Origin of the sequence: Novipirellula aureliae, assembly GCF_007860185.1 — a bacterium.
GTDB classification, from domain to species: Bacteria; Planctomycetota; Planctomycetia; order Pirellulales; family Pirellulaceae; genus Novipirellula_A; species Novipirellula_A aureliae.
The window spans coordinates 385,905-411,416 of record NZ_SJPY01000007.1 but is presented as its reverse complement, the minus strand read 5'-3'; the positions used below and the strand labels follow the sequence as shown (position 1 = coordinate 411,416).

21 protein-coding genes are annotated in these 25,512 nt (G+C 52.8%); 16 read left to right on the top strand and 5 right to left on the bottom strand.

The window, feature by feature from the left end; translation table 11 throughout:
- Window positions 1-86 precede the first annotated feature (86 nt).
- The 3 genes from Q31b_RS21685 to Q31b_RS21675 all read left to right on the top strand — a co-directional run bounded on the left by Q31b_RS21685 (window position 87) and on the right by Q31b_RS21675 (window position 4,922).
- A complete protein-coding gene (locus tag Q31b_RS21685) occupies window positions 87-272 on the top strand; it encodes a hypothetical protein (RefSeq protein WP_146601743.1) in 186 nt (61 codons plus the stop codon).
- 770 nt (window positions 273-1,042) lie between these two features.
- Window positions 1,043-3,385, top strand: coding sequence for a carboxypeptidase-like regulatory domain-containing protein (locus Q31b_RS21680; RefSeq protein ID WP_146601742.1), 2,343 nt, complete (start codon window positions 1,043-1,045; stop codon window positions 3,383-3,385).
- Window positions 3,386-3,470: 85 nt separating this feature from the next.
- On the top strand, window positions 3,471-4,922 hold the full coding sequence (locus Q31b_RS21675; RefSeq protein WP_231617747.1) for an L-serine ammonia-lyase: 1,452 nt from the start codon (window positions 3,471-3,473) through the stop codon (window positions 4,920-4,922).
- A gap of 10 nt (window positions 4,923-4,932) precedes the next feature.
- Here Q31b_RS21675 and Q31b_RS21670 read toward each other — a convergent pair whose 3' ends face one another.
- Both Q31b_RS21670 and Q31b_RS21665 read right to left on the bottom strand, forming a co-directional pair.
- The gene (locus tag Q31b_RS21670) at window positions 4,933-5,817 is read right to left on the bottom strand and encodes a hypothetical protein (RefSeq protein ID WP_146601741.1); all 885 of its coding nucleotides are present in this window, start codon (window positions 5,815-5,817) and stop codon (window positions 4,933-4,935) included.
- Window positions 5,818-5,879: 62 nt separating this feature from the next.
- Window positions 5,880-6,581 carry a PTS sugar transporter subunit IIA gene (locus tag Q31b_RS21665; protein WP_146601740.1) on the bottom strand — a complete coding sequence of 234 codons (702 nt, stop codon included), beginning with the start codon at window positions 6,579-6,581 and terminating at the stop codon, window positions 5,880-5,882.
- 326 nt (window positions 6,582-6,907) lie between these two features.
- On the opposite strand from Q31b_RS21665, the gene Q31b_RS21660 reads away from it, so the two are divergent.
- Both Q31b_RS21660 and Q31b_RS21655 read left to right on the top strand, forming a co-directional pair.
- On the top strand, window positions 6,908-8,407 hold the full coding sequence (locus tag Q31b_RS21660; protein WP_231617746.1) for a hypothetical protein: 1,500 nt from the start codon (window positions 6,908-6,910) through the stop codon (window positions 8,405-8,407).
- 148 nt (window positions 8,408-8,555) lie between these two features.
- Complete coding sequence (locus Q31b_RS21655) at window positions 8,556-8,786, top strand: hypothetical protein (protein ID WP_146601739.1); 231 nt, start codon at window positions 8,556-8,558, stop codon at window positions 8,784-8,786.
- Window positions 8,787-9,418: 632 nt separating this feature from the next.
- On the opposite strand, the gene Q31b_RS21650 is transcribed toward Q31b_RS21655, so the two are convergent.
- The gene (locus Q31b_RS21650; RefSeq protein WP_146601738.1) at window positions 9,419-9,991 is read right to left on the bottom strand and encodes a glutathione peroxidase; all 573 of its coding nucleotides are present in this window, start codon (window positions 9,989-9,991) and stop codon (window positions 9,419-9,421) included.
- 209 nt (window positions 9,992-10,200) lie between these two features.
- Window positions 10,201-10,770 carry an elongation factor P gene (gene efp, locus Q31b_RS21645; RefSeq protein WP_146601737.1) on the bottom strand — a complete coding sequence of 190 codons (570 nt, stop codon included), beginning with the start codon at window positions 10,768-10,770 and terminating at the stop codon, window positions 10,201-10,203.
- Between the two features lie 65 nt (window positions 10,771-10,835).
- Here efp and epmB point away from each other — a divergent pair, with 65 nt between their 5' ends.
- From epmB to Q31b_RS21625, 4 genes are all read left to right on the top strand, one after another.
- Complete coding sequence (gene epmB, locus Q31b_RS21640; protein ID WP_146601736.1) at window positions 10,836-11,966, top strand: EF-P beta-lysylation protein EpmB; 1,131 nt, start codon at window positions 10,836-10,838, stop codon at window positions 11,964-11,966.
- Window positions 11,967-11,987: 21 nt separating this feature from the next.
- Entirely contained in the window at window positions 11,988-13,634 is a 1,647-nt protein-coding gene (locus Q31b_RS21635; protein ID WP_146601735.1) for an ABC transporter permease, read from the top strand.
- 218 nt (window positions 13,635-13,852) lie between these two features.
- A complete protein-coding gene (locus Q31b_RS21630; RefSeq protein WP_231617745.1) occupies window positions 13,853-15,322 on the top strand; it encodes a BamA/OMP85 family outer membrane protein in 1,470 nt (489 codons plus the stop codon).
- A 67-nt stretch (window positions 15,323-15,389) separates the two neighbouring features.
- The gene (locus Q31b_RS21625; protein WP_231617744.1) at window positions 15,390-17,063 is read left to right on the top strand and encodes a BamA/OMP85 family outer membrane protein; all 1,674 of its coding nucleotides are present in this window, start codon (window positions 15,390-15,392) and stop codon (window positions 17,061-17,063) included.
- Window positions 17,064-17,071: 8 nt separating this feature from the next.
- Here Q31b_RS21625 and Q31b_RS21620 read toward each other — a convergent pair whose 3' ends face one another.
- Window positions 17,072-17,740, bottom strand: coding sequence for an HAD family hydrolase (locus Q31b_RS21620; RefSeq protein ID WP_146601734.1), 669 nt, complete (start codon window positions 17,738-17,740; stop codon window positions 17,072-17,074).
- 686 nt (window positions 17,741-18,426) lie between these two features.
- Here Q31b_RS21620 and groL (Q31b_RS21615) point away from each other — a divergent pair.
- The 7 genes from groL (Q31b_RS21615) (at window position 18,427) to Q31b_RS21585 (ending at window position 25,503) form a co-directional block, all read left to right on the top strand.
- The gene (gene groL / locus Q31b_RS21615) at window positions 18,427-20,148 is read left to right on the top strand and encodes a chaperonin GroEL (protein WP_146601733.1); all 1,722 of its coding nucleotides are present in this window, start codon (window positions 18,427-18,429) and stop codon (window positions 20,146-20,148) included.
- 78 nt (window positions 20,149-20,226) lie between these two features.
- Window positions 20,227-20,523: a co-chaperone GroES gene (locus Q31b_RS21610; protein WP_146601732.1), complete on the top strand. Its 297-nt coding sequence runs from the start codon at window positions 20,227-20,229 to the stop codon at window positions 20,521-20,523.
- 134 nt (window positions 20,524-20,657) lie between these two features.
- Window positions 20,658-22,277 carry a chaperonin GroEL gene (groL, locus tag Q31b_RS21605; protein WP_146601731.1) on the top strand — a complete coding sequence of 540 codons (1,620 nt, stop codon included), beginning with the start codon at window positions 20,658-20,660 and terminating at the stop codon, window positions 22,275-22,277.
- Window positions 22,278-22,396: 119 nt separating this feature from the next.
- A complete protein-coding gene (gene dnaJ, locus Q31b_RS21600) occupies window positions 22,397-23,545 on the top strand; it encodes a molecular chaperone DnaJ (protein WP_146601730.1) in 1,149 nt (382 codons plus the stop codon).
- 103 nt (window positions 23,546-23,648) lie between these two features.
- A complete protein-coding gene (grpE, locus tag Q31b_RS21595; RefSeq protein WP_146601729.1) occupies window positions 23,649-24,251 on the top strand; it encodes a nucleotide exchange factor GrpE in 603 nt (200 codons plus the stop codon).
- Window positions 24,252-24,604: 353 nt separating this feature from the next.
- On the top strand, window positions 24,605-24,940 hold the full coding sequence (locus Q31b_RS21590) for an FmdB family zinc ribbon protein (protein WP_146601728.1): 336 nt from the start codon (window positions 24,605-24,607) through the stop codon (window positions 24,938-24,940).
- Window positions 24,940-25,503 (top strand): isochorismatase family protein, encoded by a 564-nt coding sequence (locus tag Q31b_RS21585; protein WP_146601727.1) that lies wholly within the window; start codon window positions 24,940-24,942, stop codon window positions 25,501-25,503. Before Q31b_RS21590 ends, Q31b_RS21585 begins: the two co-directional genes overlap by 1 nt.
- Window positions 25,504-25,512: the final 9 nt, after the last annotated feature.

Here is a 25,512-nt window from a genome sequence, read left to right as displayed (position 1 = left end):
CACGGAAGTGTCTTCCGTGGTGCGATTTTTCTGTCTGTTTCACTTATGTTTTTTAATCATTGCGGATTGTCTTTAGGAGACTTGGAATGTTTCGATCGTGTTTATTCGTTTTACTCCTTTCACTGTACGTGTCGACGATGGTCGGTTGTGACGGCGATACGGCCTCCTCTGGCGGTACCAATACGTTTGCCGACATGACTCCCGATGAATGGGCCGAATACAATGCAGAGCAAGAGAGGATCCAGAAGGAACAGGCGGCGGAGATGCCGTAATAGGGATCGGTTACACGATTCGGTACCAGCAAAAACCAGTCCATTACGGTTCATTTGGCCATGATCGCAAGGCTGATTGAACCGGGATCGCTGAGGTTATTTTTTTGCTCGTTTCGGCAGCCCCTAGCAACCATCAAACGCTCGGTTTCTCCGGGCGTTTTTTATGTCTGGAATGGGCCTATAGGGTGTCCCGGTTTCTAGCCGGATCGGCACCGCTACCGCGGCTTGACCCAGCCGACTCGAAACGCAAATTTCATCAGTACACTCGCCCTCCGCTGACCCGAATGATTCATTAGCCGTTTCGGCGTTAGAGGCTTGGCAAAAGCCACGAAAGATGCTTACCCTCATTCTTCGTTGTGACAAAGCACGAGGGCGGCTTGGCGACGATGAGGGATTGGCGCTGGTCGTACCACAGCCCGAGCTCACGATGCTTTGGTTGCGCTGACACGGCAAAACGGATGAAGAAGCATTAGGCATGCCTGACGAACAGGACCAGAAAACAAAACGACTCCGACCAAAGCGTTGGTCTCGATATGCTCGTTGAGTATGGTTGTCGTCCCCGGTATCGACAGGATATCTTCTCGTTGACGCTTCGGTTTTTCTACTCATGTCGCTACTGCGTTTTATCTATTTCCAGGCATCGACTGGAGCCTCGAGTTATCCGTTAAGGTTTAGGTAGTAGGCAAGTTATTTTGTGCTAGGATGGCTAAGGTTGTATGACTGGCAATCCCATACGCAATAACCCCTACGACTGAGAGTGGAGTTTAGAGATGAATCAACGTGGTCTTTGCCTCCTGGCGATTGCCTGTACTGTTTCGGTTGGTTGTTCATCCGAGTTGGCCTCGAATGAGACGACCAAGGTTGTTGACTTTTCAGACGTCAAGGCAGCTTCGGCATTCGATAGTGCAGCAACTTGGAAGCTAGATGCTGACGTGAAATCCAATTCAATCGATCCGCTGGAAATCCACGGAAAAGTGATTGATGAAATGCAACAACCGGTCGCCGATGCACGCGTGGGTTGCTGGGTCCAGAACTGGGACAATCAATGGAAATTGATTTCCAAAACAACGTCTGATGAGAATGGCGAATACACCTTGGATGCCGCATTCGTTCGCGATCTGGATGAGCGTTTCGCTGCAATGGGTAAGCGACATATAACTTCCGATTCATACCTATCGTCGATCAACTTTATGCTCGATGGCCGAATCGAGCGGTACGGATTCCCCGTTTACGTGTTTGCTGCGACGCCCATTGATCGTGTCGCTTGGGTAACACCGCAGCTCTTATTGTCTCGTTCGAGGATTGATTGCGACTTGGAACTCCAGCCGATTGGCGGCTCCGTCTATGGCGTTTTATATGATGAATCGGGAGAAGTTGTGGTTGGCGAGGATGTCGCGCTGGGTAGCATTTTCCAGCAGCGCAGCGGGGAATCCCTTGTTCCGTATTTGTCTCCCTTAGGTCTCAGCGGATGGAAAACAAAAACAGACAAACGGGGTCGATTCCTGTTCAATAACCTGCCGCCCAATACAGAGGTATTTGTTAACCACGAGCAATGTTGGACCAATACTCCGCTGAGAGCGGGACCCCATGCCCAAGCGATTAGGTCGAGTCCGTTTGCACTTACGAAGAGGCCTGAGATGGCAGTCGTCCTGTCTGGAACGGTCTTGCATAGCAGTGGCGAACCGGCTGACGGTGCGATCATCAAATCAGCAACCAAACAGATCACGGTCGATGAACGGGGACGTTATCAAGTCGAAGTCTCACGCTACGTATCATCCCTGAAGGTGATCCCTCCGCCAGACAGCACTGATCTAGGCTGGAAATGGAGGATTGATCGCAAAGCTGTGGCAAAGGGAATGCCACAGCCTGACTATCAATTGGTCGCCGGACGATGGATAAGTGGCACGATCCGATCGGCGCCCCAGCAGGAACCGATAAAGGATGTGATTGTCGAAACGAATGGTAGGCGATTGCTTGCAAGAACGGACGAAGCGGGAACCTTTCGTGTTTTGGTCGAGCATGGTTGCAAGACTCTAAGATTGATGCCGGGATGGCTGAGTGATCGTGAGCTAGAGCAGTACGTCAGTCAAGGGAAGTCTCTTGAAATCGAGTTATCCGTTTCTGATCGCGATGTGGAGTCGCTCGGAGAAATTCGGTTCGTCGAATCCGATTCACAACCACCGCTTCCGGTCCAAGTGACTTTTCCCGATGGATCTCCGGTGCCCGATGCAAAAGTTCGGTGTTGGGTGACGCCGAATCGCAAGCCCGGCCGCAATAAGTCAAAGCCTATTTTGCAGACGCAGTCGATCGAAGGGCAATATCGAACGTTTGCGTTGACCGACAATAGCGGTAAAGCCGAGGTGCGAACTTGCTTCGATTTTGAATGCGATCGTCTTGTTACCGTCATCTATCCCGAAGTGGATCCCCAGTTCTTTGCTGAGCTGAAGGTGAAGTCAACGCAACAACCTATTGTTAAAATCCGACTACAGCGAGCCGTTAAAATTGATGGAGTCTTGACGTTCAACGAACAACCGCTTTCGCACGGACTCATTCGTGCGGTCGCCACTGCGGAGCATTCAAACGAAGAAAACTTTCAAGTGTTGAATTTCTTAGGCGTCAGCGATTCGGACGGGCATTACGAAGTCATCGCAGCCGATGCCAATCAGTACGGTCTCACAATCCAGCCGGGGTTACTAACGAAGGGGTGGACGTTGATCGGCAACGAACCGGCAATGGTCAGCAAGGAAGAAGGTGTTGAACGAGTCACAGGCCCGGAGTTATCGATTTTGAGGGGAAACCGAACCGCTGTTTGCCGCGTCGTTAATCATCTCGGACGCGATGTCACCCAGGCGAACGTGTCTTTGTTGCCTGATCCGGGGCAAGTCGTGCTGAGCATGATCGCTGGGCAACGCGATGGCAATCGGACAAAGTTGTTTGACGTCCCCAACCGACCGATTCGTGTGACGGCTACTCTTGATCCGATCTTTCGTCCTGGTGGTTCCTTTACGAAAATGTTAGCGACTACACCGATGATTCAAGCGAGCGATATCGAAACAGAGATTGTAATTGCTCCCGCCAAGTTTTTTCCTCTCAACACGACGGCAAAGGATTGAATACATAGGTCAACGTCGACCACTCGGAACCCACCGTTTTGTTACGCAATCAAACCATCTCCATTCGCTTGCCGAGAACGATTCATTGCCATCTACCATTCTGCCGATCGAGCCAGCCCGGGTATTCGAATCGCTCAGCGTTTTTGACATGTTCAAAATTGGAGTCGGTCCATCTAGTTCACATACGATGGGCCCCTGGTTGGCAGCGACTCGGTTTTTGAAGGAACGAACGCCCGATGAATTGGAGGCCATTACGCGAATACAAATCGAGTTATTCGGTTCGCTCGCGAAGACGGGGAAAGGTCATGGAACTGATATCGCGGTCCAGTTTGGGTTGATGGGCGAGCATCCTGAAACGATTGATATTGAATCCCTGGACACGCGACTAAAGCGAATCGCTGAGTCGCGAGTCATTTGTTTGCTCGGTCGACATTGGATTACGTTCGACCCAAAGACGGATATCGTCTTTCACTTTGACGAGGTACTCCCTCAACATCCAAACGGCATGAAGTTTATTGCGTGGGCGGGTAAACAACCATTGCAGAGTGAGGCTTTCTTTTCAGTCGGTGGTGGTTTTATCCTGAAAGCGGGCGAAACGGACCTATCGCCGACGCCATCGGTTCCGTTCCCGGTTGATTGTGGTGAAGACATGTTGGTTCATTGTGCTGCTCAATCGCTATCGATTTCTCGGTTGGTTTTGAAGAACGAATTGAGCTGGCGAAGCGAGCCAGCTATTCGCGACAAAATGGGTCGGATTCGTGAAACGATGCTCGAAACGATTCATCGTGGCTGCCGATGCGACGGGACGTTGCCGGGCGGTTTAGGCGTTCGCCGGCGTGCCGCTCGAATGGCGAGGAAACTTCTTGGCGGCGAAGTCCCCGCGGATCGTGACGAGTGGATTTCAATTCTCAAGCGTCAAACGCACGACTTTTCCGTCGTGTTGGACTGGGTCAGTTGTTTTGCGCTCGCGACGAACGAAGAGAATGCGGCGTTCGGCCGAGTCGTCACGGCACCGACCAACGGGGCGGCAGGAGTGATTCCGGCGGTGATGATGTATCTACTCCTTTTCTGTGACTCCAGCGATGACGATTGGATAACGTTCTTGTTGACAGCCGCGGAAATTGGTTGCATTTTCAAAAAGGGTGCGACCATCTCGGCTGCTCAAGGCGGTTGTCAAGCAGAAATCGGTGTCTCCTCTGCAATGGCGGCTGCGGGCTTGGCAGAATGCTTGGGCGGTTCTCCACGGCAAGTGACCGAAGCGGCCGAGATTGCGATGGAGCATCATTTGGGGATGACGTGTGATCCGATTGCTGGTCTGGTTCAAATACCATGTATCGAACGCAACGCGTTCGGAGCGATCAAGGCCATTACGGCTGCCCGCTTGGCGATCGGACGTGATCCCTCGGAAGCTCGCGTCTCGCTCGACGGTGTGGTTCGAACGATGTGGGAAACGGCGCTCGATATGAACGCCAAGTACAAAGAAACATCCGAAGGCGGATTAGCTGTCCAAATAGCCGTGAACCTGAGTGAATGTTAAACGAAACGGCTCAGGCCGCGACCTTGCTTCGCTTTGCCAGAGTGTTTTGCAATCGTGAGCCTCCTTCGCGAATGCTTTCCTTTTCGGCGAGCCATTGACTGAGTGCACGGCAGGAAAACGGCTTGCTAAGCACTAAATCGACGCCTGCTCGACGAGCCGAGTCCGATTGATCGATTCGTGGGCTACTTGCAATCCAAGCGTGCTTGGTATTCTTCTGAGTAGCAACCGACTCGGTTCGGTGTCGCCATGTTTGAAAGGTCGCTGGCGAGGCGAGCGAATCATCCCAAATCACTTGATCGATGTTACGAACCCTCACCGACTCGGGGCTTCGTATCCAAACCACGCTATGCCCCAAGTCACTGATCAAATCCAAGATTGGCTCAGCCGCTGCAAAGGTTGCTGCGATAACGGCAACTGTTTTTTTGGTCGTCGCGATGATCGGCTGAGAAACATCCGTACCATCGAGCCATGCGGGTAATGATTGATTCCAAGCGTGCGATTTGATAAGGAGGAGCTTTTGATTTACGTCTGCAGAGGAGGATGCAAGTCGCAATCGATTCGACTCTGAAATTGCAAACCGTTCGTTATGCGGGACGCCATCACAAAGGCTCCCTATCAGACATGCTGCGCGAATATCGTCCGTCTTACTTAGAACCGTATTCGCGAAACGCCAATCGAAGGGGGCTCGGTTGATGCGAGCAAACAAGATTCGGTCAACGCTCATCGCAGGTCGTTGGATGGCATCGGCAATCGAATGCCGGTAAGCGATTTGAGAGGCAGAACGCTCGCAGAAATCGTACGCCTCATGTAGCTCCTTCGCATCACGTGGCCCAATCCATAAAAGAGTTTGGCAACCGCCATGCGCGGTTGGTCTGCTTGGTAGGTGACGATCCATCGTTCGTTCGTTCGGTTGGTGTTTTGTTTAGGAGTTTCGAATCGCCGAAAAAGCTAAACTTTTTACTCCTGATCGATTCGCTCTTCGCAATCCCGCAGACAACTCCATGCTTCGCCAGCGGTCTCGGTGGTGCGCAGTTCATCGAGGAATCCGTCCGCGACGATCATGCGACTCAGCTTGGCGAGGATACGAAGGTGAGTGGCGTCGTCGTAAGAGCAAATTAGAAAGAAAACATCGGTTAGTTGACCGCGATCGGCGAACGGAAGCGGCGAGGGACAAATGCCGAGGGCGACCACAGAATCGGCCAAGATCGATGTTTGGGGACGGCGTGGGTGAAGCAAAGCGACGCCGCAGTCGAGTGCCGTTGGGTGCATTTGTTCACGGACACTCACGGCTTCTGCCATCGCGGGGGCATCCCACATCAACCCCGATTTCGCCGCTAAATCGGACATTGACCGAATGACCGACCCTCGAGTCCGTGAATTCAGCGGGACGGCAATCGCGTCAACCGAGCAAAGCTCGGCGATCGGACGGTCAACCGCAGTCGGGGAAACGCGATCGAGCACTTCTTGGACTTCGTCGAGTTGTGCCGAGTCACTCGCACCAATCCTTGCCTCAAGCCAATGGTGAATCTCAGCCTCGTTAAAAACGTAATGGCCGCCCACCTTGCGGGCTGGAATACGTCCGCGATCTGCCATTTTCACGACTTGCGGCGGTGTTAAGTGCAAATACTCGGCGATTCGTGCTACGTCTAAATCTTCCATCGTTGTGTCACATCGAAAACAGGGGTAGGCGGGATTGAGGCAGTCCTGCGGTAGTGGATTTTTTTAAAGGCCCCTCTGAGGCGGGGTCTTTAACAAGATCCACTACGGTGTTTTTGCAATAAACCGCGATGAGGCGGTTCCTTGCTTTCATTGTGGTCAATTCGATCCGTCCTTCGCAACAAGCTTGTCGGCTAAAGTTTCCGAAAGCTTGAAACAAATTCCTTCCATTTTCCATTTCATCTTGACATTGGTGGTAACGAATTCGTAACTCAACATAGAACTGAATCGATTGCCTGTTTTCCCACCGTCCCTTTTGCCGTTTTCGTATGTCACTTGCTTTCACCCCAAACTGGATTCGCTCGCGAGGCGCGTTGTTGATGCGCAGCCTGGGAATCGGCTTGATTGTGGCAACTTCGGTTGTCGGCGGCAATTATGTTTCGGGGCAAAACTCGTTCGACACGCCGCAAACGAATTTGCAACCGATCGGTCCACCGCCGGGAACGAACGGTCCTTCAACGTTCCAAGGCTCGACATCGCCCGCACCGAGCGGATCGTTTAATCCGTACGCTGCCAATCCGCAGGGCTATCCGTCGAGCGCAACATTGGGGAACGCAATTCCTGCCGCTCCGAACAATGGTGGTTTGTTGAACCGACTGTTTTCTGGCACGCAAACCCCGTTTAGCACTGCGGCTCCACTCGGCTCGCCAGCCGGTTATGGATTGAACGATAACGTTCCACCGCCAGCCAACGCGGGTGTCTATCCTCCGGCATATGGGGCAGCATCGACATACGGGACACCGATCACCAATCCGCCCACTTATCCACCATCCTACGATCTACCTAGTTATGGGCAAACGACGTTGCCACCGTTCACGCAATCACCTCCCACCACTTATGGAAGTGCACCTCTAGGTGTTTCGCCCTACGGTTCCCCTTACCCGCAATCGGCACCGACAACGCTGTTCCCGAGCGGCTTGTGGAACGATTCAATGAACTGGGATACGGCAACCATGAGCGTGTATCGGTTACTGCAAGGGCCGCGTTTCCGCTATACCTACATTGGATCTGGCGATTCGACCGCGTATGATCTAGGAATCAATGACTTCGATACTTCTATCGTTTTTGCTTGGCAGAACTTTTTATATTCCAGCCAGCCGCTGATGATCGCTCCTTCCTTCTCGCTTCATTTGTGGGACGGTCCCGAGAGTAGCACAGGAGCCGATTTGCCACCAAACGCGTATAGCGCATTTCTCGATTTAGGTTGGCAAAGCGATCCGAACCAGATCTTTGGAATGGAAGTGGGAACTCGTTTCGGTGTGTTCACTGATTTTGATACCTATACCAATGATAGTTTTCGAATCATGGGGAGAGTGTTGGGGAATTTTCGCTTGACTCCGACGTCGACTCTGAAAGCAGGCGCGTACTATCTCGATCGGAACAAGATAAAACTGCTGCCTGCGGGTGGTTTGCTTTGGCAACCGACCCCCTATTCTCGTTGGGACATCTTCTTTCCCCAGCCAAAGTACTCGCGTTATTGTCGAACGGTTGGCACGCAAGACGTGTGGGGGTACATCGCAGGGGAATACGGAGGCGGTTCCTGGACGATCAAGCGAGAAAGTGGGATGAACGACAGTGTCGATATCAACGATTGGCGGATCATGATGGGGTTAGAGTGGGGACAACACGACTACATCCGTGCGGGCCGCCGAAACTCGTTCATCGAAATCGGCTACGTATTCAACCGAGAACTCGTGTATCGCTACAACCCAAACGATGACATCGACCCCGACGACGCCTTCATGCTACGCCTGGGCATCGGTTACTAACCGCACTCCAACCACTCGTGGTGCGTCAAGGTTTCGTTTTAGAGTAGTGGACGAGGTAACGAGTCCTTTTGGACCGTTGTACAGTAAGGGACTCGTAACCTCGTCCACTACGACCAACCCTATTTTTTTTGCCTCGTCAGAAGAATCTGTGGGTGAAAAGGAAGTTGCGGAAGTTTTTTTGGGGGCATGGCATTCGCGATACCCATTGCCACTCTTGCTCGACTCCCTCGATGCCTCGGAGCAAGAAACGACGCCGATCGAACATCACCTTGATGACCGCGAACGGTGGTTCGCCGAAATGACTGCGGCGACGGTATGCGATCTTGGACTCCTCCTCCGGCCTAGCTCGAATGGCGTGGACTTAAGAAAAACGGAGTGAGTTTCACAGGGGTGTTTTTCCTGCTTCCGTCCGGCTTGTCCGGGCGGAGCAACAGGTGGCAGCTACCATGAACGCAAACTCCCACGCTCGCCCCACCCCCACGAATCGCCTCCGGCGATTCGTGGGGGTGGGGCGAATTTCTTTCCGGCGTGCGGTTTGTAGCCGCCACTTGTTTCCTCCGCCGAGACAAGCTCGACGGAAGGATGTTTCGCGTTTTAGAATTCCTTCAGTCCACGCCATTCCGGGCTAGCTCTGCTGAGGGAGCAACTTCCTTAGGGACAACGGGGTCAGGGCGGGAAGGATGTCTCGCTTGGCCTTGATAAAACGGCTTGCGTTGCCGAGGTTTATTTTTGAACGTCCGATTGCCGATGCACCGGGAACATTCTTTTAGCCCTGCGGTGCCTGAAAAACCTAGCCTTCGGTACATGGGATTAATGAATCAACCCACGGATTTTTCGGTCGAGCCATTTCTCAATCTGGGCAAAGCACGAGGGTTTGCTACGACTGTTTCTGCAGTCACACACTGGCACTGAGGGAGACCGCCTAAGTTTGGGCCATTCGTCTCCCCGAGGAATGTACCCAATCACACTACTACCGCGAGAGATTCCAACGGACAAGAATTCTCCCCTCTCTTATTCTCCAAGCTCTGCTTCGACGGCTTTCAGCAATTCGGCGTCGCTCGGGGTGGTTCGCGGGCTGAAGCGATGCACCAATTTGCCCTCTCGGTTGATCAGAAACTTTTCGAAGTTCCATGATACTTTTCCACTGCCCACTGGCTCGACATCCTTGGCGGTGAGGAACTTGTAGAGGTCCGCAGCATCCTCACCGTTCACGTCGACTTTGCTGAACATCGGGAAGGTGACGTTGTACTTCGTTGAACAGAACGTCTTAATGTCCGCTTCGCTGCCTGGTTCTTGTTCCGCAAACTGGTTGCAGGGAAATCCCAGTACGACGAAGCCTTGCTCAGAATACTTTTTGTAGATCGATTCCAGCCCCGCGTACTGTGGTGTCAATCCACATTTGCTTGCCGTATTGACGACCAGAACGACCTTGCCGTGGTAATCTTCCAGGTTGACCACCTCGCCGTCAATGTTTTTGACTTTGAAATCGAGTGCACCTTTTTGGTGTTCGTCGGCATTGGCATGATTGGTCATTGCGGCGAATCCGAGAGTGAGGGCGAATGTCAGTGCGAGTAAGTATTTCATCCGAGAATCAATCCTGTTTGAGGGTTGTTTGAACATTTCACACGTTTGTTGGAAACGAGGCTTTCGCCGATTTCCGCGACTCTCTCTCGCCGATCCCGCGTCGCGGGCCCGGCACTCAGCGGGCAGGAGTCTAGGAACGAGTGGCTGAATGACATTGTACCAGCCTCGGCAATGCCCCCCAAACGACTCACTCTTTCATTGCTAAATCGCTAATTACTGACCCGCTCGATGTACTCACCCGTCCGCGAATCGATTTTGATGACGTTGCCCATCTTGATAAATCCTGGGACCATGAATTCGGCTCCCGTCTCCACCTTCGCTGGCTTGGTCACGTTCGTTGCGGTGTCGCCTTTGGTTCCGGGGACACAATCAACGACTTCCAACTCGACATGATTGGGTGCTTCGACAATAATTGCATTGCCGTTATAAAGCGTTGCCGTGCAGGTCATTCCGTCTTTGAGATACATCCAGATATCGCCAGCGATGTCACTGGCAACTTCGTATTGTTCGAACGTTGCGTTGTTCATGAAGACGTAATCTTCACCTTGGCGGTACAAAAACTGGACTTCGGTCGTTTCGACGTCGGCCGATTCGAGAGAGTCGCCCCCCTTGTAGGTGCGGTCCAGTGACGTGCCACGAAGCAAGTTTTTGAGTTTACATTTGTAGAAAGCGTTACCTTTGCCCGGTTTGACAAATGTCATCTCGGTCATCAGATAAGGATCGCCGTCAATTTGGACTTTCAGGCCTTTGCGGAAGTCACTTGTGTTATAAGTAGCCATATTGAACGGCTCCGTTTTACGAGTCAATTTTTCTATACAGGATCGGTTGCTACCGTAGAAATCGTATGAGTCAGACCCTACCGAATGGTCGACCCGGTACTCAACCGGCCAAGATTCTAACGCCGGGATCAAATTTTGTCCTACCCGGTTCGGGGGCAGAATCCACACTTTTTGACCAAAATCGTGTCGATTGGGACGTTGATTGGCTCGCAGCGATGCGCCGATCGGTCCGATTCACCGATCAGCTGAGGCGGTTAGTCGGTTTGCCGCCCGAATCGGAGGGTGGTGAGCGGGACAAGAAACAGGCAGAATCGGCTCCGGTTTTCCCCACTTTCGTGCCGCTCGAATTTCTCAGGCGGATTCGTCTCGGTAACCCCAACGACCCGCTGCTTCGGCAAGTTTTGCCAACCGCGGCAGAGGAAATCCTTCACAATGGATTCGTGCCAGACCCGGTCGGAGACCTTGACGCAATGGCGACGTCGGGACTGATTCACAAATACGATGGACGTGTGCTGCTGATCGCATCGTCGGCCTGCGCGGTGCATTGCCGCTACTGTTTCCGGCGTGAATTTCCTTACATCGAGGCTGGTTCTCGTCGTGAAAATTGGAATCCGGCCATCCGCTATATCGAGCTAAACGAAGATATACGCGAAGTTATCCTCAGCGGAGGTGATCCGTTGACGCTCGTCAATGACCAATTGTTTGAGTTACTCCAACGCATCGACTCCATCAAACACGTGAACAGGATTCGTTTTCATACGCGGCTTCCGATCGTGATACCGCAGCGTATTACGGCATCCCTATGCGAGAAATTGCGTTCGCTGCGAGCCAGCGTTTGGTTTGTCGTCCATGCCAATCACGCCAATGAACTCGACCAAGCTTGCCTTGACCGGCTCGGCATGCTGGTCGATTCGGGCATCCCCGTCTTGAATCAAGCGGTCCTGCTTCGCGGCGTTAATGACGACGAAGACTCGCTCGTCGAACTTCTGCTAAAATTAGTCGACCACAAAATCCAACCCTACTATTTGCATCAACTCGATCGAGTGCGAGGTACGAAGCATTTCGAGGTGCCGATTGAGAAGGGACTTTCATTGTTGAGCCAAATCCGTCGACGTTTGCCTGGCTATGCGGTCCCCACCTACGTTAGCGAGCTAGCTGGCCAATCCTCCAAGACCCCCACGATCGAACGGCGTTAAGAGCGTCACAGAAATTCGCCGATGTACATCTTTGAAAACCCGGTCCTACAGCGAGAACTGTTGGGAAACCTGCGGACGAACCGAGCTTTCGTGTTGCTGCTGGTCTATCAACTGCTGCTGGCTGCTGTCGTCCTTTTGGCATGGCCGAGTGAGCAGCGGTTGGATCTGACGAGCAATCCCCCGTCGGCCGCAAAATTGGTGAACCTGTTTTTCCTCGGCCAATACGTGATCGCATCGCTGATGGCCCCCAGCTTTGCGGCGGGAACGATCACTGGCGAAAAGGAACGACACACGTACGAGATGTTGCTGGCCAGTCCGTTGCGGCCTGGTGCGATCGTGATTGGCAAAATGGTTGCGTCGTTAACCCACCTCGGGATGCTAATCTTAGCCTCGCTGCCGATTATCGTTTTATGTTTGCCGCTTGGTGGCGTCAGCGTTTATGAGGTGTTGGCCGCCTACCTCGGCCTAATCGTTTCGGTGATCCTGTTCGGCGCGATTGGCGTTTTCTGCAGCAGTTACTTTTCGCGGACCAGCAATTCGTTGGTCGTCAGTTACATGCTTATCTTGCCGTTGGTCATCGGTGCCGTCCTGTTTTGGCAATCGCTCGAAGGACAAGGGGAATTGCGACTAAAATTGGCGGTTTTGGTGATACCTGCATTCGCGCTGACCGCCGTCATTTTGATGTGCTCGGCGGCAGCCGGTCGGATGCTCTACCCACCTGATGTCGGCAGCGAAGGGAACGAGGTGGTCGATTTACAACGTGAGGCGGAAGAGGCCGTTGGTTTGATTATTCAACCAGACCAATTTCCTGATCGATTGTTCGCACCGCCGAAAAAGTCAGAGCTTATGGCGGATGGGACCAATCCCGTCTACGACAAAGAGATTCACAGCGAGATTTTCAGCCAAGGCACGCTGATGCTTCGCTTGGTGATCCAGATTAGCATGTTGTTGGCAATCCCGTTGATGGGCGTCTTTCTGTTTTTCTGGGCCGAAAAAATCGCTTGGTTTACGCTCTACGTGATCGTCTTTAACATGTTGGTTGGCCCCGTCTTCTTGGCGGGATCGATGACCAGCGAACGAGAGCGGCAGACGTTGGATCTACTGTTGACGACCACCTTAACTCCTTGGCAAATTTTATGGGGTAAGTTCGTGGTCGGCTTTCGTATCTCAGGCGTTTTGACAGGGTTTCTGCTTTGGCCACTTCTATTGGGACTACTCAATGACAGCTATTGGACCAATCTGCCGAGCGTATTCGGAATGTTTGCGATCGTCGTGATGGTTTGTTTGGTCAATGCAATCATTGCATTGGCTTGCTCGTTGTTTCAAAAGAAAACGTCGATTTCGCTGCTGAGCACGTATGTCGTACTGCTACTGTTGTATATCGGGCCGCCGACGATGGTTGCGCTGATGACGATTCTCGATTTTCCAATCGAATCGATTGCAAAGGCCGAAGGGTTTGGGATTACCAGTCCTTTTTCGGCAGCCTTCTCATTGCCATTTAACGCCGATGTGCTCGGCAGTGATGGGGGAGAGGAGCCCGCGAACGTAGGCAACTTGAATATCGTATGGGGCTATTTTCTGTTTAGCGCCGCATTGGTTGTTGTAACCGTTGTTGCAATGATTGCACGCCTAAGAGCACGCGACGGTTTGTCGGAGTCGTCGTTGTAGGCTTGGTCGAAGAGCTTTCTATTAAACGACGCCGATCCGGCGTCCGTAGCGAACCACAGACCTTCTCAAGAGAGAGAGCGTGCGCAGCTTGTGAGTCTTTTGTTTTATAGCAAATTATCCAAATCAATCTTGTGGTGGCGACTTACTCAGTGGTAGTTAGCAAGTCAGACCATTTCGCAGGACTTAGCCGCGATCTTTCCAACCGGTAATTTGGCCGCATGACTCGACATATAATCAATTCCGCACCCGCCTCGCACGGCTTCGGTGCATCGACTTGCATCGTGAAACCGATCGTTTCACGAACGCCATCGATGTTGCTGTGGACACTTTTATTAGCATTTTTCGTTATTCCGGCCACCGCGGATGCCCAAATGGGCGGCGGTGGGTTTGGAGGCGGTGGTGCTGGTGCCGGGCCCAACGGCCCGACCCCCGACACAAAACCGAAATTCTTGGATCATGTTCGCAGTCGTGATGGGTTGGCCATTCGCCGCGAAAAAGGGGACGCGGTTGTCTTGGGCGTGCGGGTTGTTGGCAACAAGGTCGTCAGCAGCTATACGATTCAAGAAAAAATACAAACTCGGCGCGATCACTTTTACGATTACGAAACGGTTCTCGGAGACGTCCGTCGGCTCAATGACATCGGTTCGTTCGACCATGTGACCTTCAAAATCGACGAACAACCTGGCGGAGTCACTGTGACCTTTGTGGTTCACGAACGGCCCGTGATCACTCAGGTCGTCTTTCACGGCAACCGGGCCTTGAATGATCGCGAATTGGCAGGCCGCGCGGGCGTATCGAAATCGGATCCTTTGAGCGAATTTTCGATCGAATCGGCACGCCGCCGAATGATCGACTATTACCAAGAAGAGGGATTCAATCAGGTTTCGATCGATTCAACGATCGGCTTTAAGGATGATCCCGGAACGGTGATTTTTCGAATCAACGAAGGGCCCAAAGAGCGAATCGAAGCGATCGAGATCAAAGGGGCAACCATCGTTAGTGAGTCTCGTCTAAAGAAAATCATCAAGAGTCGCGGGCCAACCGTCGGCGTGCTCTACCACATCGGCAACGTGGCTGACATGCGAAAGATTGATGACGATGTCAATATCTTGGCTAGCTACTATCACAACTTAGGCTTTTTAACGGCAACGGTAGGTCGCCGCATTCGCTATGACGAATCGGGAAAATGGATGACCGTGACATTTGTGATCAATGAAGGACCACGCTTTACAGTCAACGATGTAAAAATTGTTGGTAACCAATTCATCACCGAAGAATCATTGCGTGCTCGTTTGGAACTGCATTCGGGTGACATGTTTGATGGCACACTGATGCGCCGCGATATTGGTGAAATTACCTATGGTTATGGTGAAATGGGCTTCATCTACGCGGAGGTGGAACCGAAAACGGTGATGCGAGATGAGGGAAATGTTGTCGACTTGGTCTACGAGATCAACGAAGGCGATCGCTGGAAGGTAGGCCGGATCTTGGTCAACATCGAAGGCGAGCCGCATTTGATGAAAGAGACGACGATGCTCAACATGGTCGATCTTCGCGAAGGTGATTGGATCGATCGACGTTCGCTTGAATTAAACCGTCGCCGTATCGAAAAGAGCTCTCTACTCGAAACGAATCCGCAACTTGCGGACCCACCGGATATCAAAGTGGTGCCTCGCGATGACTTCTAACACCGAAACAAACAAACGATATGTATCGGCTATGACGAACACGTACTGCGCAGATGAAGACGCTTTGATGAAAAAAACTGTATCCCCGTATCTCGGTTTATCGATGCTTGTCATCGCAGCGCTGTCATGCGGATGCAACCGCTGGATCGCTGGTCCTGCGCCGACGGTCGGCAACAGTCTGTTTTCCGCGAACACGCCGGGCGGGGCCGCAAACGGCACTCGATTGGTATCGGCTCCGGCAACCGAGGCGACTTCCGACGGATCCGAATCGAGCGATCGCTATGTCGCCCGTCAATATCCATCCACGCCTCCGTACGTTCCACCAACGACCGCACCGCCACCATCGACCACGCTGCCACCATCGAGTTATTCACAACAGCCGTCGCCGTATTCACAACAACCGTCTACGTATTCACAACAACCGTCTACGAATTACAACACGCCGCCATCTCTGTCATCACCTTCGAACAATGTGCCTAACTATGGTGGCGGACAAAACTACGGTTCACCAAGTGCACCGGCGTCTCCACCAACCGTTTCAGGCGAGATGTTTCCAGGAGGCGGATTTCCCAACAGTGGCCTGCCGGACAGCAGTATGCCTGGCAGCGGCTTGCCGAGCACGCTCTATGGAGATCCGGTTGCACCGCCTACCACCTATGTGCCCATGCCGACGGTGCGCGAAGCGGATCTGATAATCAATGGATACCCCGCACGAACCGGACGAATCATGCTCGGCGGTGCGGTCAATAGCGATGCTGGGGTTACCGGACAAATTACGCTCGACGAACGCAACTTTGACATCACTCGTTGGCCAACTTCCTTTCAAGATCTATTTAGCGGGACCGCGTTTCGCGGAGCGGGGCAAACGTTTCGTGTCGAAGCGGCGCCGGGCAGCGACTTTGATCGCTATACGATCAACTTCGCCGACCCCAACTTATTCGGATACAAACCCGTCAGCATGTCGATCAGCGGTTTCTTGGTCGACCGTCGGTTTCAAGATTGGGACGAACAACGGCTCGGCGGTAAGTTGAGTTTTGGTTACCGGATCACACCAGACTTGTCCGTCTCGGTTGGATTTAGTGGTCAAAACGTTGAAATCAGCAATGCTCGTGTTCCAGCGGTCACCCCCAATGGTGAAAGCGATCTTTATAGTGGTATCATCTCGCTCAAACACGATACACGGAACAGTCCGATTCAATCGAGTGAAGGACATTACTTTGACTTCAGCTTCGAGCAAGCGTTTGGTGATTTCGAATATTCGCGTTTTGAAACGGAGTACCGCAAGTATTGGTTGTTGGCTCAGCGAGCGGACGGCAGCGGTCGGCAAACGCTTTCGTATTCGAACCAATTCGGATACAGCGGCGACGACACACCCTTCTTTGAAAACTTTTTTGCCGGTGGCTATGCAACACTTCGTGGTTTCGATTTCCGTGGTGCCGGTCCAGTCGAAAGTGGCGTTTCAATCGGTGGTCGGTTTAAGTTCCTCAATACAATCGAATACATGTTTCCAATCACAGCAGATGACGCATTCAAAGGCGTCGCGTTTGTCGATTTTGGAACGGTGGAAAAAGACATTGAACTCAACAGCGATTCGTTCCGGGTGTCGCCAGGTGTTGGTTTACGGGTAGCCATCCCAATGCTGGGGCCTGCACCGTTGGCCTTCGACTTTGCCTTCCCTGTCAACAAAGCCGATACCGATCAAACCCAAGTGTTTAGCTTTTACATGAGCTTGGTTCGGTAACCTGTGACTCAAAGTAGCTTGGCGAAAGCGGCGAGGTCAGAGAGATCTTCGAGGACGGTGAACGGTCGTTCGGCTTCGAGGGATTCGCGATCATAGTTACCTGTGCAAACGCCGACGGCGCGGGCACCGATAGCGTGAGCACAGCGAATGTCCGCTGGCGTATCACCGATCACCATCACACGCCGAGTCGCAGCCTCACCCGCCATTTGAAGGATTTTTATCCTGGCTCGCCTAGCCAAATCATCTCGGTGTGCGTCATGGTCACCACCAATGATGAACCGAAAATAGTGCCGAATCCCGAAGTGATCGAGCTTGTGAATGGCGCTTTCCTGAAAGTTACCGGTCATCACGCTTAGGCAAAGCTTCGAATCGGCTGCCAACTGGTCGAGTAACTCCGCGACACCTGGCAAAAGTTCGCCACCATAGTCATTCAAAATTTTAGGGAAGATCGAAAGATAAACCCTTTGCAGTCGCCGTCGGTTTTCGTCATTGGCCGCTCGATCATTAAGGATCAGCAGTTCATCTACGATATCGCGATCGGTACGTCCACAAAACGCAATATCGACCTTGGCGTCATCGAGCTCAAATTCGCGTTGGAGAGCCTGTTGCAAGGCACCCCGCCCCCCGTTGTTGGTCAATAGAAGCGTTCCGTCGATATCGAACAGCAGCGTTTGCATTGCACGGAATTCTTTGGAGCGGGGGATTTTTGTTGGTAGTGGGACCTGTCAAAAACAGTTTAGCAGAATGGCGAGTTGATCAAGTTAGCAGCGATAGGATTTAGCGGTTGGTGCGAGCCTTCGAAACGGATTGTGGTATCGATCTCCAATCCCCCCGCTCCAATCCCCCCTCCCGTTCCAAGCCCCCCCGCGGGTGAATAAGCGGATCCTTCGAAGTAGCGACCTTCGCATTTTCTATGAAATCACGGACATCTCTCGGTGATCGACACCGCGTTTCAAACCCGCCGAGCGTGTCGCCCACAGGGCATGCGGCGAAAAAAGCAGAAAAGCCTTCACAGGGTTGCCGCGGTTTCGCCTGCCAAGCTGGCAAAACCGCGAATGGCCTGAACCACCGAGGCGGCCCTTCATGTGTCGCTAACCTGTTTTATACAATGCACTTGCGAATATTCTTTCACTTGCGGCACGGCGGTTGCTCAAAGAATCAAACCGTAACGTGGCTGCTGCCACCGTTGCAGACTTGCGTTGCCTGAGGAGTCCTATTTCTTGAGGGCACGCAATCATTATTGGAATTCACTCACCTTTACTCTGTTCGAGTGAGTCGGGCGTGCACTTTGCTTTGAAGTTAAGCGTTGCATGGTCGATTTTAGCGAGCAGTCCCTAGACGATCATTACAGGAGAAAAACGTCGTGGCAAAGCAAATCGTTTTCGACGACGACGCACGCGCGCCGCTGTTGGCCGGTGTAAGTAAGCTCGCCCGAGCTGTCCGTAGCACGCTTGGTCCTCGTGGCCGAAATGCGGTTCTGGACAAAGGCTGGGGGTCCCCCAAGGTCACCAAAGATGGTGTGACCGTGGCCGAGGATATCGAGCTAGATGACGCATTCGAGAATCTCGGTGCTCAATTGGTAAAGGAAGCTGCCAGCAAGACGAACGATGTCGCTGGAGACGGGACAACGACGGCTACGGTTTTGGCCGAAGCTATTTTTCGCGAAGGCCTAAAAATGGTGGCCATGGGGGCTGACCCGATGGCTTTGTCGCGTGGCATCGCGAAAGCGGTCGATGTTGCATCGGCCCACGTCAGCAAGTTGGCGACGCCGATCAACGAGAAGAGCAAGAGCGAAATCAAGCAAGTCGCTACCATCGCTGGTAACAATGATCCCGAAATTGGCAACGTTTTGGCCGATGCTTTTACCAAGGTCGGTAAAAATGGCGTGATCACCGTTGAAGAAGGTCGTTCGAACGAAACGACGGTCGAAGTGGTCGAGGGCATGCAGTTTGATCGCGGTTTCTTGTCGCCCCACTTCGTGACGAATCAGGACGACGTTAGCGTTGAACTTGAAGATTGCCACGTTTTGCTGTTCGAAGAAAAGATCAGTAACAATAAGAAGCTCATTCCGCTACTCGAAGCGATGAGCAAAGCGAAGAAGCCGCTTTTGATCATTGCCGAAGATGTCGAGGGTGAATCGTTGGCGACGTTGGTTGTCAACAAGATGCGAGGCATCTTGTCGGTCTGTGCGGTGAAGGCTCCTGGGTACGGTGACCGACGCAAGGCGATTCTTGGCGACATTGCTGTTCTGACCGGCGGTAAAGCGATCTTCAAGGATCTCGGTATCGATTTGGAAAGCGTCAAAGTGAGCGACCTTGGCCGCTGCAAAAAGGTGACGATTACCAGTGACGCGACCACCATGGTCGGCGGTGCAGGTAAGAAAGTGGATATCGATGGCCGGGTTGCTCAGATTCGTCGCGAAATTGAAAATACCGATAGCGATTACGATCGTGAAAAACTGCAAGAGCGATTGGCGAAGCTGGCCGGTGGCGTTGCTCAAATCTCCGTAGGTGCTGCTACCGAAACGGAAATGAAAGAACGCAAAGCGCTTCTTGATGACGCCCGCGCGGCGACGCAAGCTGCGTTGGAAGAAGGTATCGTTCCCGGTGGGGGTGTCGCTCTGCTTCGCTGCAAGAAGGCCGTCGAAAAGTTGGAAGCCGAAACCGAAGGCGATCAAAAGTTGGGTGTTCGAATCATTCGTAAAGTACTCGACCAACCGCTGCGGGCGATCGCGAACAACGCTGGACTCGATGGCGCCGTGGTTGTCAATCGCGTGTTGCAAATGAAGGGCAAAAACGACGGCTACGATGCCAACGCAGAAAACTATTGCGACCTCGTTGCTGCCGGGATCGTTGATCCAGCCAAGGTTGTAAAAACCTCTCTAACCAATGCCGCGAGTGTTGCTTCCTTGCTGCTGACGACCGAATCCTTGGTCACTGAAATTCCGAGCAAGGAAGAAGAAGGTGGCGGCGATCACGGCCATGACCACGGCATGGGTGGTATGGGCGGAATGGGTGGAATGGGCGGCGGCATGCCTGGCATGGGCGGAATGGGTGGCATGGGCGGCATGGGCGGCATGATGTAAGTCGCCAGTGTGCGAAATCCGTTTCTCAGTTGCATAACTATTTTCAAAATCAATTAACCAACTATAAGAATTACAAACATGGCAAAGTTAAGTTTACGTCCGTTGGATGACCGAGTTGTTGTCGAGCCAAACGAAGCCGAAGAGATGACCGCAGGCGGCATTTTGCTTCCCGATGCAGCACGCGAAAAGCCGCTTCGCGGTACCGTGGTTGCTGTCGGCCCTGGCAAGATGCTTGACAGTGGCAACCGTGGCGAGTTGACCGTCACCGTTGGCGACACGGTGATCTACGGTCGATATGGCGGAAGCGATATCGAAGTGGACGGCCGCGAGATGAAGATCCTTCGCGAAAGCGATATCTTGGCAAAGGTTCTTTAGGCTTTTTTCGTTGTCGACTCCATTGAGGTCGACTTCGGAAAATCATTATTATTTTCCGAGCTTCCGTAGCTCGGCTTTGGCGGCCATCGGCCGCGTGAAACATCTACAAAACCCAGCAAAATAGGAATTCAGTCGTGGCAAAACAATTGTTATTCGACGACCACGCTCGCGCCCGCATGTTGGCGGGTGTCGAAAAGTTGGCCAAAGCGGTTGCTGTAACCATGGGGCCAACCGGTCGTAACGTGATTATCGACAAGTCATTCGGTGGGCCGACAGTCACCAAAGATGGTGTGACGGTCGCAAAAGAGGTCGAACTCGAAGACCCTTTCGAGAATATGGGTGCAAAGTTGGTGATGGAAGTGGCTCAGAAGACCAGCGATGTCGCTGGGGATGGGACCACGACTGCCACCGTTTTGGCTCGTGCTATCTTCAAGGAGGGCTTGCGGAACATTGTCGCCGGTAGCAACCCTGCTGCCGTACGTCGTGGAATCGACAAGGCGGTTCAGGCCGCATCCGCAAAGCTGATCGAGATGGGCAAGCCCGTTGAGAACAAAGATCAAATCGCAAACGTGGGTGCAATCAGCGCCAACAATGACCGCGAAATTGGTGACCTTCTCGCGGATGCACTTGAGAAGGTTGGCAAGGATGGCGTGATCACCGTCGAAGAAGGCAAGAGCCGTAAAACCGAAGTCGAATATGTCGACGGGATGCAGTTCGACAAGGGCTATATCTCGCCCTATTTCATCAACGATCCGAGCACGATGGAAGCGAACTTGGAAAACGCGTTGGTGCTGCTCTATGAAAAGAAGATCAGCAACATTCGCGACCTTGTGCCGCTGCTTGAAAAATCGGCACAAACGAGTCAGCCGTTGCTGATTATCGCTGAAGACGTCGACGCCGAAGCCTTGACGCTGTTGGTGGTCAACAAGCTGCGTGGCACGCTGAATGTGTGTGCGGTGAAGGCCCCTGGGTTTGGTGATCGTCGCAAAGCGATGCTTGGTGACATCGCCGTGCTAACGGGCGGAACGTTGATTAGCGATGATCTTGGTATTCAACTAGAAAACGTCACGCTTGAACAACTTGGCCGCGCCAAGAAGGTTTCGGTCGACAAGGGTAGCACGACGATCGTTGAAGGTAGCGGTAGCCGCGAGGAGATCGACAAGCGAGTCAATCAAATCCGTGCCCAAATCGAGCAAACCGATAGCGAGTACGATCGCGAGAAGTATCAAGAGCGTTTGGCCAAGCTTTCCGGCGGCGTTGCTGTGATCAGCGTCGGTGCCGAAACCGAAGCCGAAATGAAGCAAACCAAGGCTCGGCTTGAGGACGCCCTTCATGCGACTCGCGCTGCTGTCGAAGAAGGAATCCTTCCCGGCGGTGGTGTTGCACTTGTGCGTTGCCGTGAGGCCGTTGCTGAGGCGAAGAAAAAGGCGAAGGGCGACGAGAAGATCGGCGTCGATATCGTGCTTCGCGCTCTCGATGCTCCGATGCGACAAATTGCAGATAACTGCGGCATCGACGGCAGCGTGGTCGTCGACACCGTGTCTCAGCAAACCGGTACGAATGGCTACAACGCCAACACGGGTGAGTACGTTGACATGATGAACGCTGGTGTCATGGATCCTGTGAAGGTTGTCCGCACCGCACTTGCCCATGCTGGAAGCATCTCGGGTCTTCTGCTTACGACCGAAGCTCTCGTCACAAACTTTGATGACGAAGACAAGGAACGCTTGCCTGTGGAAGGTGTCGTTTCCTAAGCGACTCCTTTGAAGGATCCCCCCAGATTCGAAGGTAATTATCGAACGGGTCGTCGCCATCGAAACGTTGGTGTGCGACCCGTTTTTACAATCCGGTTCCGAATACCATTCAAGACGACATGGCTGAAAAACGCGACTACTACGAAGTCTTACAAGTCACGCGGACGGCGGGCAAAGGCGAAATCGATCGCGCTTATCGAAAATTGGCGATCAAGTTTCATCCCGACTCAAACCGTAACGACGAAGATGCGGTTGCGAAGTTTAAAGAAGCTTCCGAAGCGTATGAGATTCTAAGCGACCAAGAGAAACGTGAGCGGTATGACCGATTTGGCCATGCAGGTGTCGACGGAGCGGCTCATCAATTCAACGATGTCGAAGATATCTTTGAAGCATTTGGTGATCTGTTCGGCGGTGGTGTGTTTGGCAATATGTTCGGTGGCGGTGGTGGTCGCGGTGGCGGACGCCGGCGATCACGGCGAGGTGCCGATATCCGCTGCAATGTGACGCTTACGCTCGAAGAGGCTGCTCGTGGGGTTAGCAAAGAGGTTTCGTTCCGTCGGCGGGTACGCTGTGGAACGTGTTCCGGCAGCGGTGCTGCACCAGGTAGTCAACCGGAAACCTGTGCAACGTGCGGCGGACAAGGGCAAGTGATCCAATCGGCGGGGATCCTACGGGTCCAAACCGCTTGTCCTCATTGCCACGGTAGCGGCCAACAAATCAGTCAGAAATGCGGTGATTGCCAAGGGTCGGGGCTGCAGCAAGAGAAGGCGGAGTTGACCGTCGAAATTCCCGCTGGAGTCGATGATGGTATGCGAGTGCGACTCCAAAACGAGGGCGAAGCAAGTCCCGATGGGGGACCACCAGGCGATTGCTATTGTTTTATTTCCGTCCTGCCTCACGCTTTGTTCAAACGCGAAGGCAATCATCTCGTTTTGCAGCTACCGATCTCGTACACCCAAGCGGCACTCGGTGCAGATATCGAAGTCCCGACGTTGGACGGCCCCAACACGTTGCGGGTTGAGGCAGGAACGCAGACGGGCGAAGTGTTTACTTTGAAGGGAGAAGGGATCGCTGACCCACGAGGTGGTCGCCCCGGTGATTTGTTGGTCCAGGTTTTCATAGAGGTGCCTAAGAAGTTGTCTGCCGATCAAGAAAAATTGTTGAGGTCACTAGCGGAAATGGAACGCGAATCGGTACTACCTCATCGCAAGACTTTTTTAGAAAAGCTGAAAACGTTTTTTGAACCCGATGAGACTCCACAAACTTAAACGTCAAAGTGCGATAGGCTTCTAGCCTGGCAAAAAATCGTTTCGTCTTGGTGTAACAGGCTAGAAGCCTATGCTACGAAAGATCACATAGAGAAAATCAAAAATGAATGACAACCAAAATAACGAACCGGAAACCTTTCAGCACGATGATTTACCTGAGCCTTCAGGCGAGCATTTTGATTCGGACACTGACAAGGACTCGTTAGCTGACGATCAAGCGGCGAAGGATGCGGTGCATGGCGAAACGCGAGATGAAGAGATCGAGCGACTAAGAGCGTCGTCGGAGTCCGCTGAGAAACGCGTGTTACAAGCTCAAGCGGAAGCGGAAAATTTTCGCAAACGTTTGCGCAAGGACTTCGAAGATCAAATGCGTTTCGCATCACTGCCCTTGATCAACGATTTGCTTGCCGTGCGTGACAACTTGAACCGGGCGACCGAAGCGGCTCAAAAGACGAGCGATCTCCAAGGGCTCCTCGATGGTGTTGCGATGGTGATTAAGCAATGGGACGATACGTTGGCGAAGTACAACGTTCATCCCATCCCGACCGAAGGGGAAACATTCGATCCCAACGTTCATGAAGCGATTTCGCAAATGCCGAGTGACGAGTTCCCCGAAGGTGCCATTTCGCATGTTGCATCCGTTGGTTACCAGCTACACGATCGTGTCATACGGCCGAGCCAAGTGGTGGTCAGCAGCGGATCCTAAGATTACCCGAAGCAAGATTTTCGGAATCCACTCGTCACAAGGCTCCTGCCTTGTTGCGTGAAGACAGGAGGCTCCTGCCTCCTCTACGGTACTTGGGGAGGCGCGAGCCTCCTACCATTGTGTCCCCAGACGCTAGGCAAAAGCCTCGATTCCAACTCGTGCTTTGTCACAACGAAGAATGAGGGCAAGAATCTTTGGTGGCTGTGGCTTCCAGCCGCAGCTTATGGGGGCAAAATGCCCCAGCCACTGTTTTGCCAAGCCTAAAAATCAAGTCCTGACAAAGCCCTGGCGTGAATCGGCGAACGCCTGACTCCAACCACATTCCTGTCCTTTTTATTCCTCGAGGCAAAGCCATGCCAACTTACGATTACGAGTGCGAAGCGTGCAACCATGCGATGGAACTTTTTCAGGGGATCAATGATCCTGTCCTAAAAAAGTGTCCTGCCTGTGGTAAAAACAAACTGAAACGATTGTTCGGCACCGGTGCCGCGATCATGTTCAAGGGCAGTGGATTTTATCAAACCGATTATCGCAGCGAGGGCTACAAAAAAGCAGCGAAGGCGGATAAGAAATCGGCCAGTGAGTCGAAGGGCGGGGATTCAAAGAAGACGGAATCGAAAGCTTCCGAAACAAAGTCGCCCGCCAAAGCGGAGACAAAGCCAAAATCTTCAAGCGGGGACAAATCCTAATGCCACACATCGAATCACCTCTGCGAGTCTCCGCGGCTCGATGTGGCTTGTTGATCGTCGATTTGCAAGAAAAGCTTGTGCCAGTGATTCCAGCCGGCGAAGCGGTTGTGAAGCAGACTCGCCGATTGATCGAAGCGGCGAAGCGATTGGAAGTTCCCTTCGCCGCAACCGTTCAGTATCCCAAAGGTCTTGGCCAATTGGTTCCACGGATTGGTGAGTTGACGGAGGTGCCCGAAGAAAAACTAGCGTTCAGCTCTGCGGTTTGTCGCAAAGCGATCGACCGGTGGGCGAACCAAGCACGCGACCAAATTGTCGTTTGTGGCATTGAGGCGCACGTCTGTGTTCTGCAAACGGTTTTCGATCTGATTGCAGAAGGTTTTTACGTTTTTGTCGTCGCCGACGCGATCGCATCACGCGGCGAATTGGACGAGAAAATTGCGATTGAGCGAATGACAATGGCCGGGGCGACGGTCATTTCCGCAGAATCGCTGCTGTTTGAATGGCTCGGTTCGGCGGAGCATCCTGAATTCAAAGCGATCAGCCGAATGATTAAGGATTTTTAAGGGCGTGAC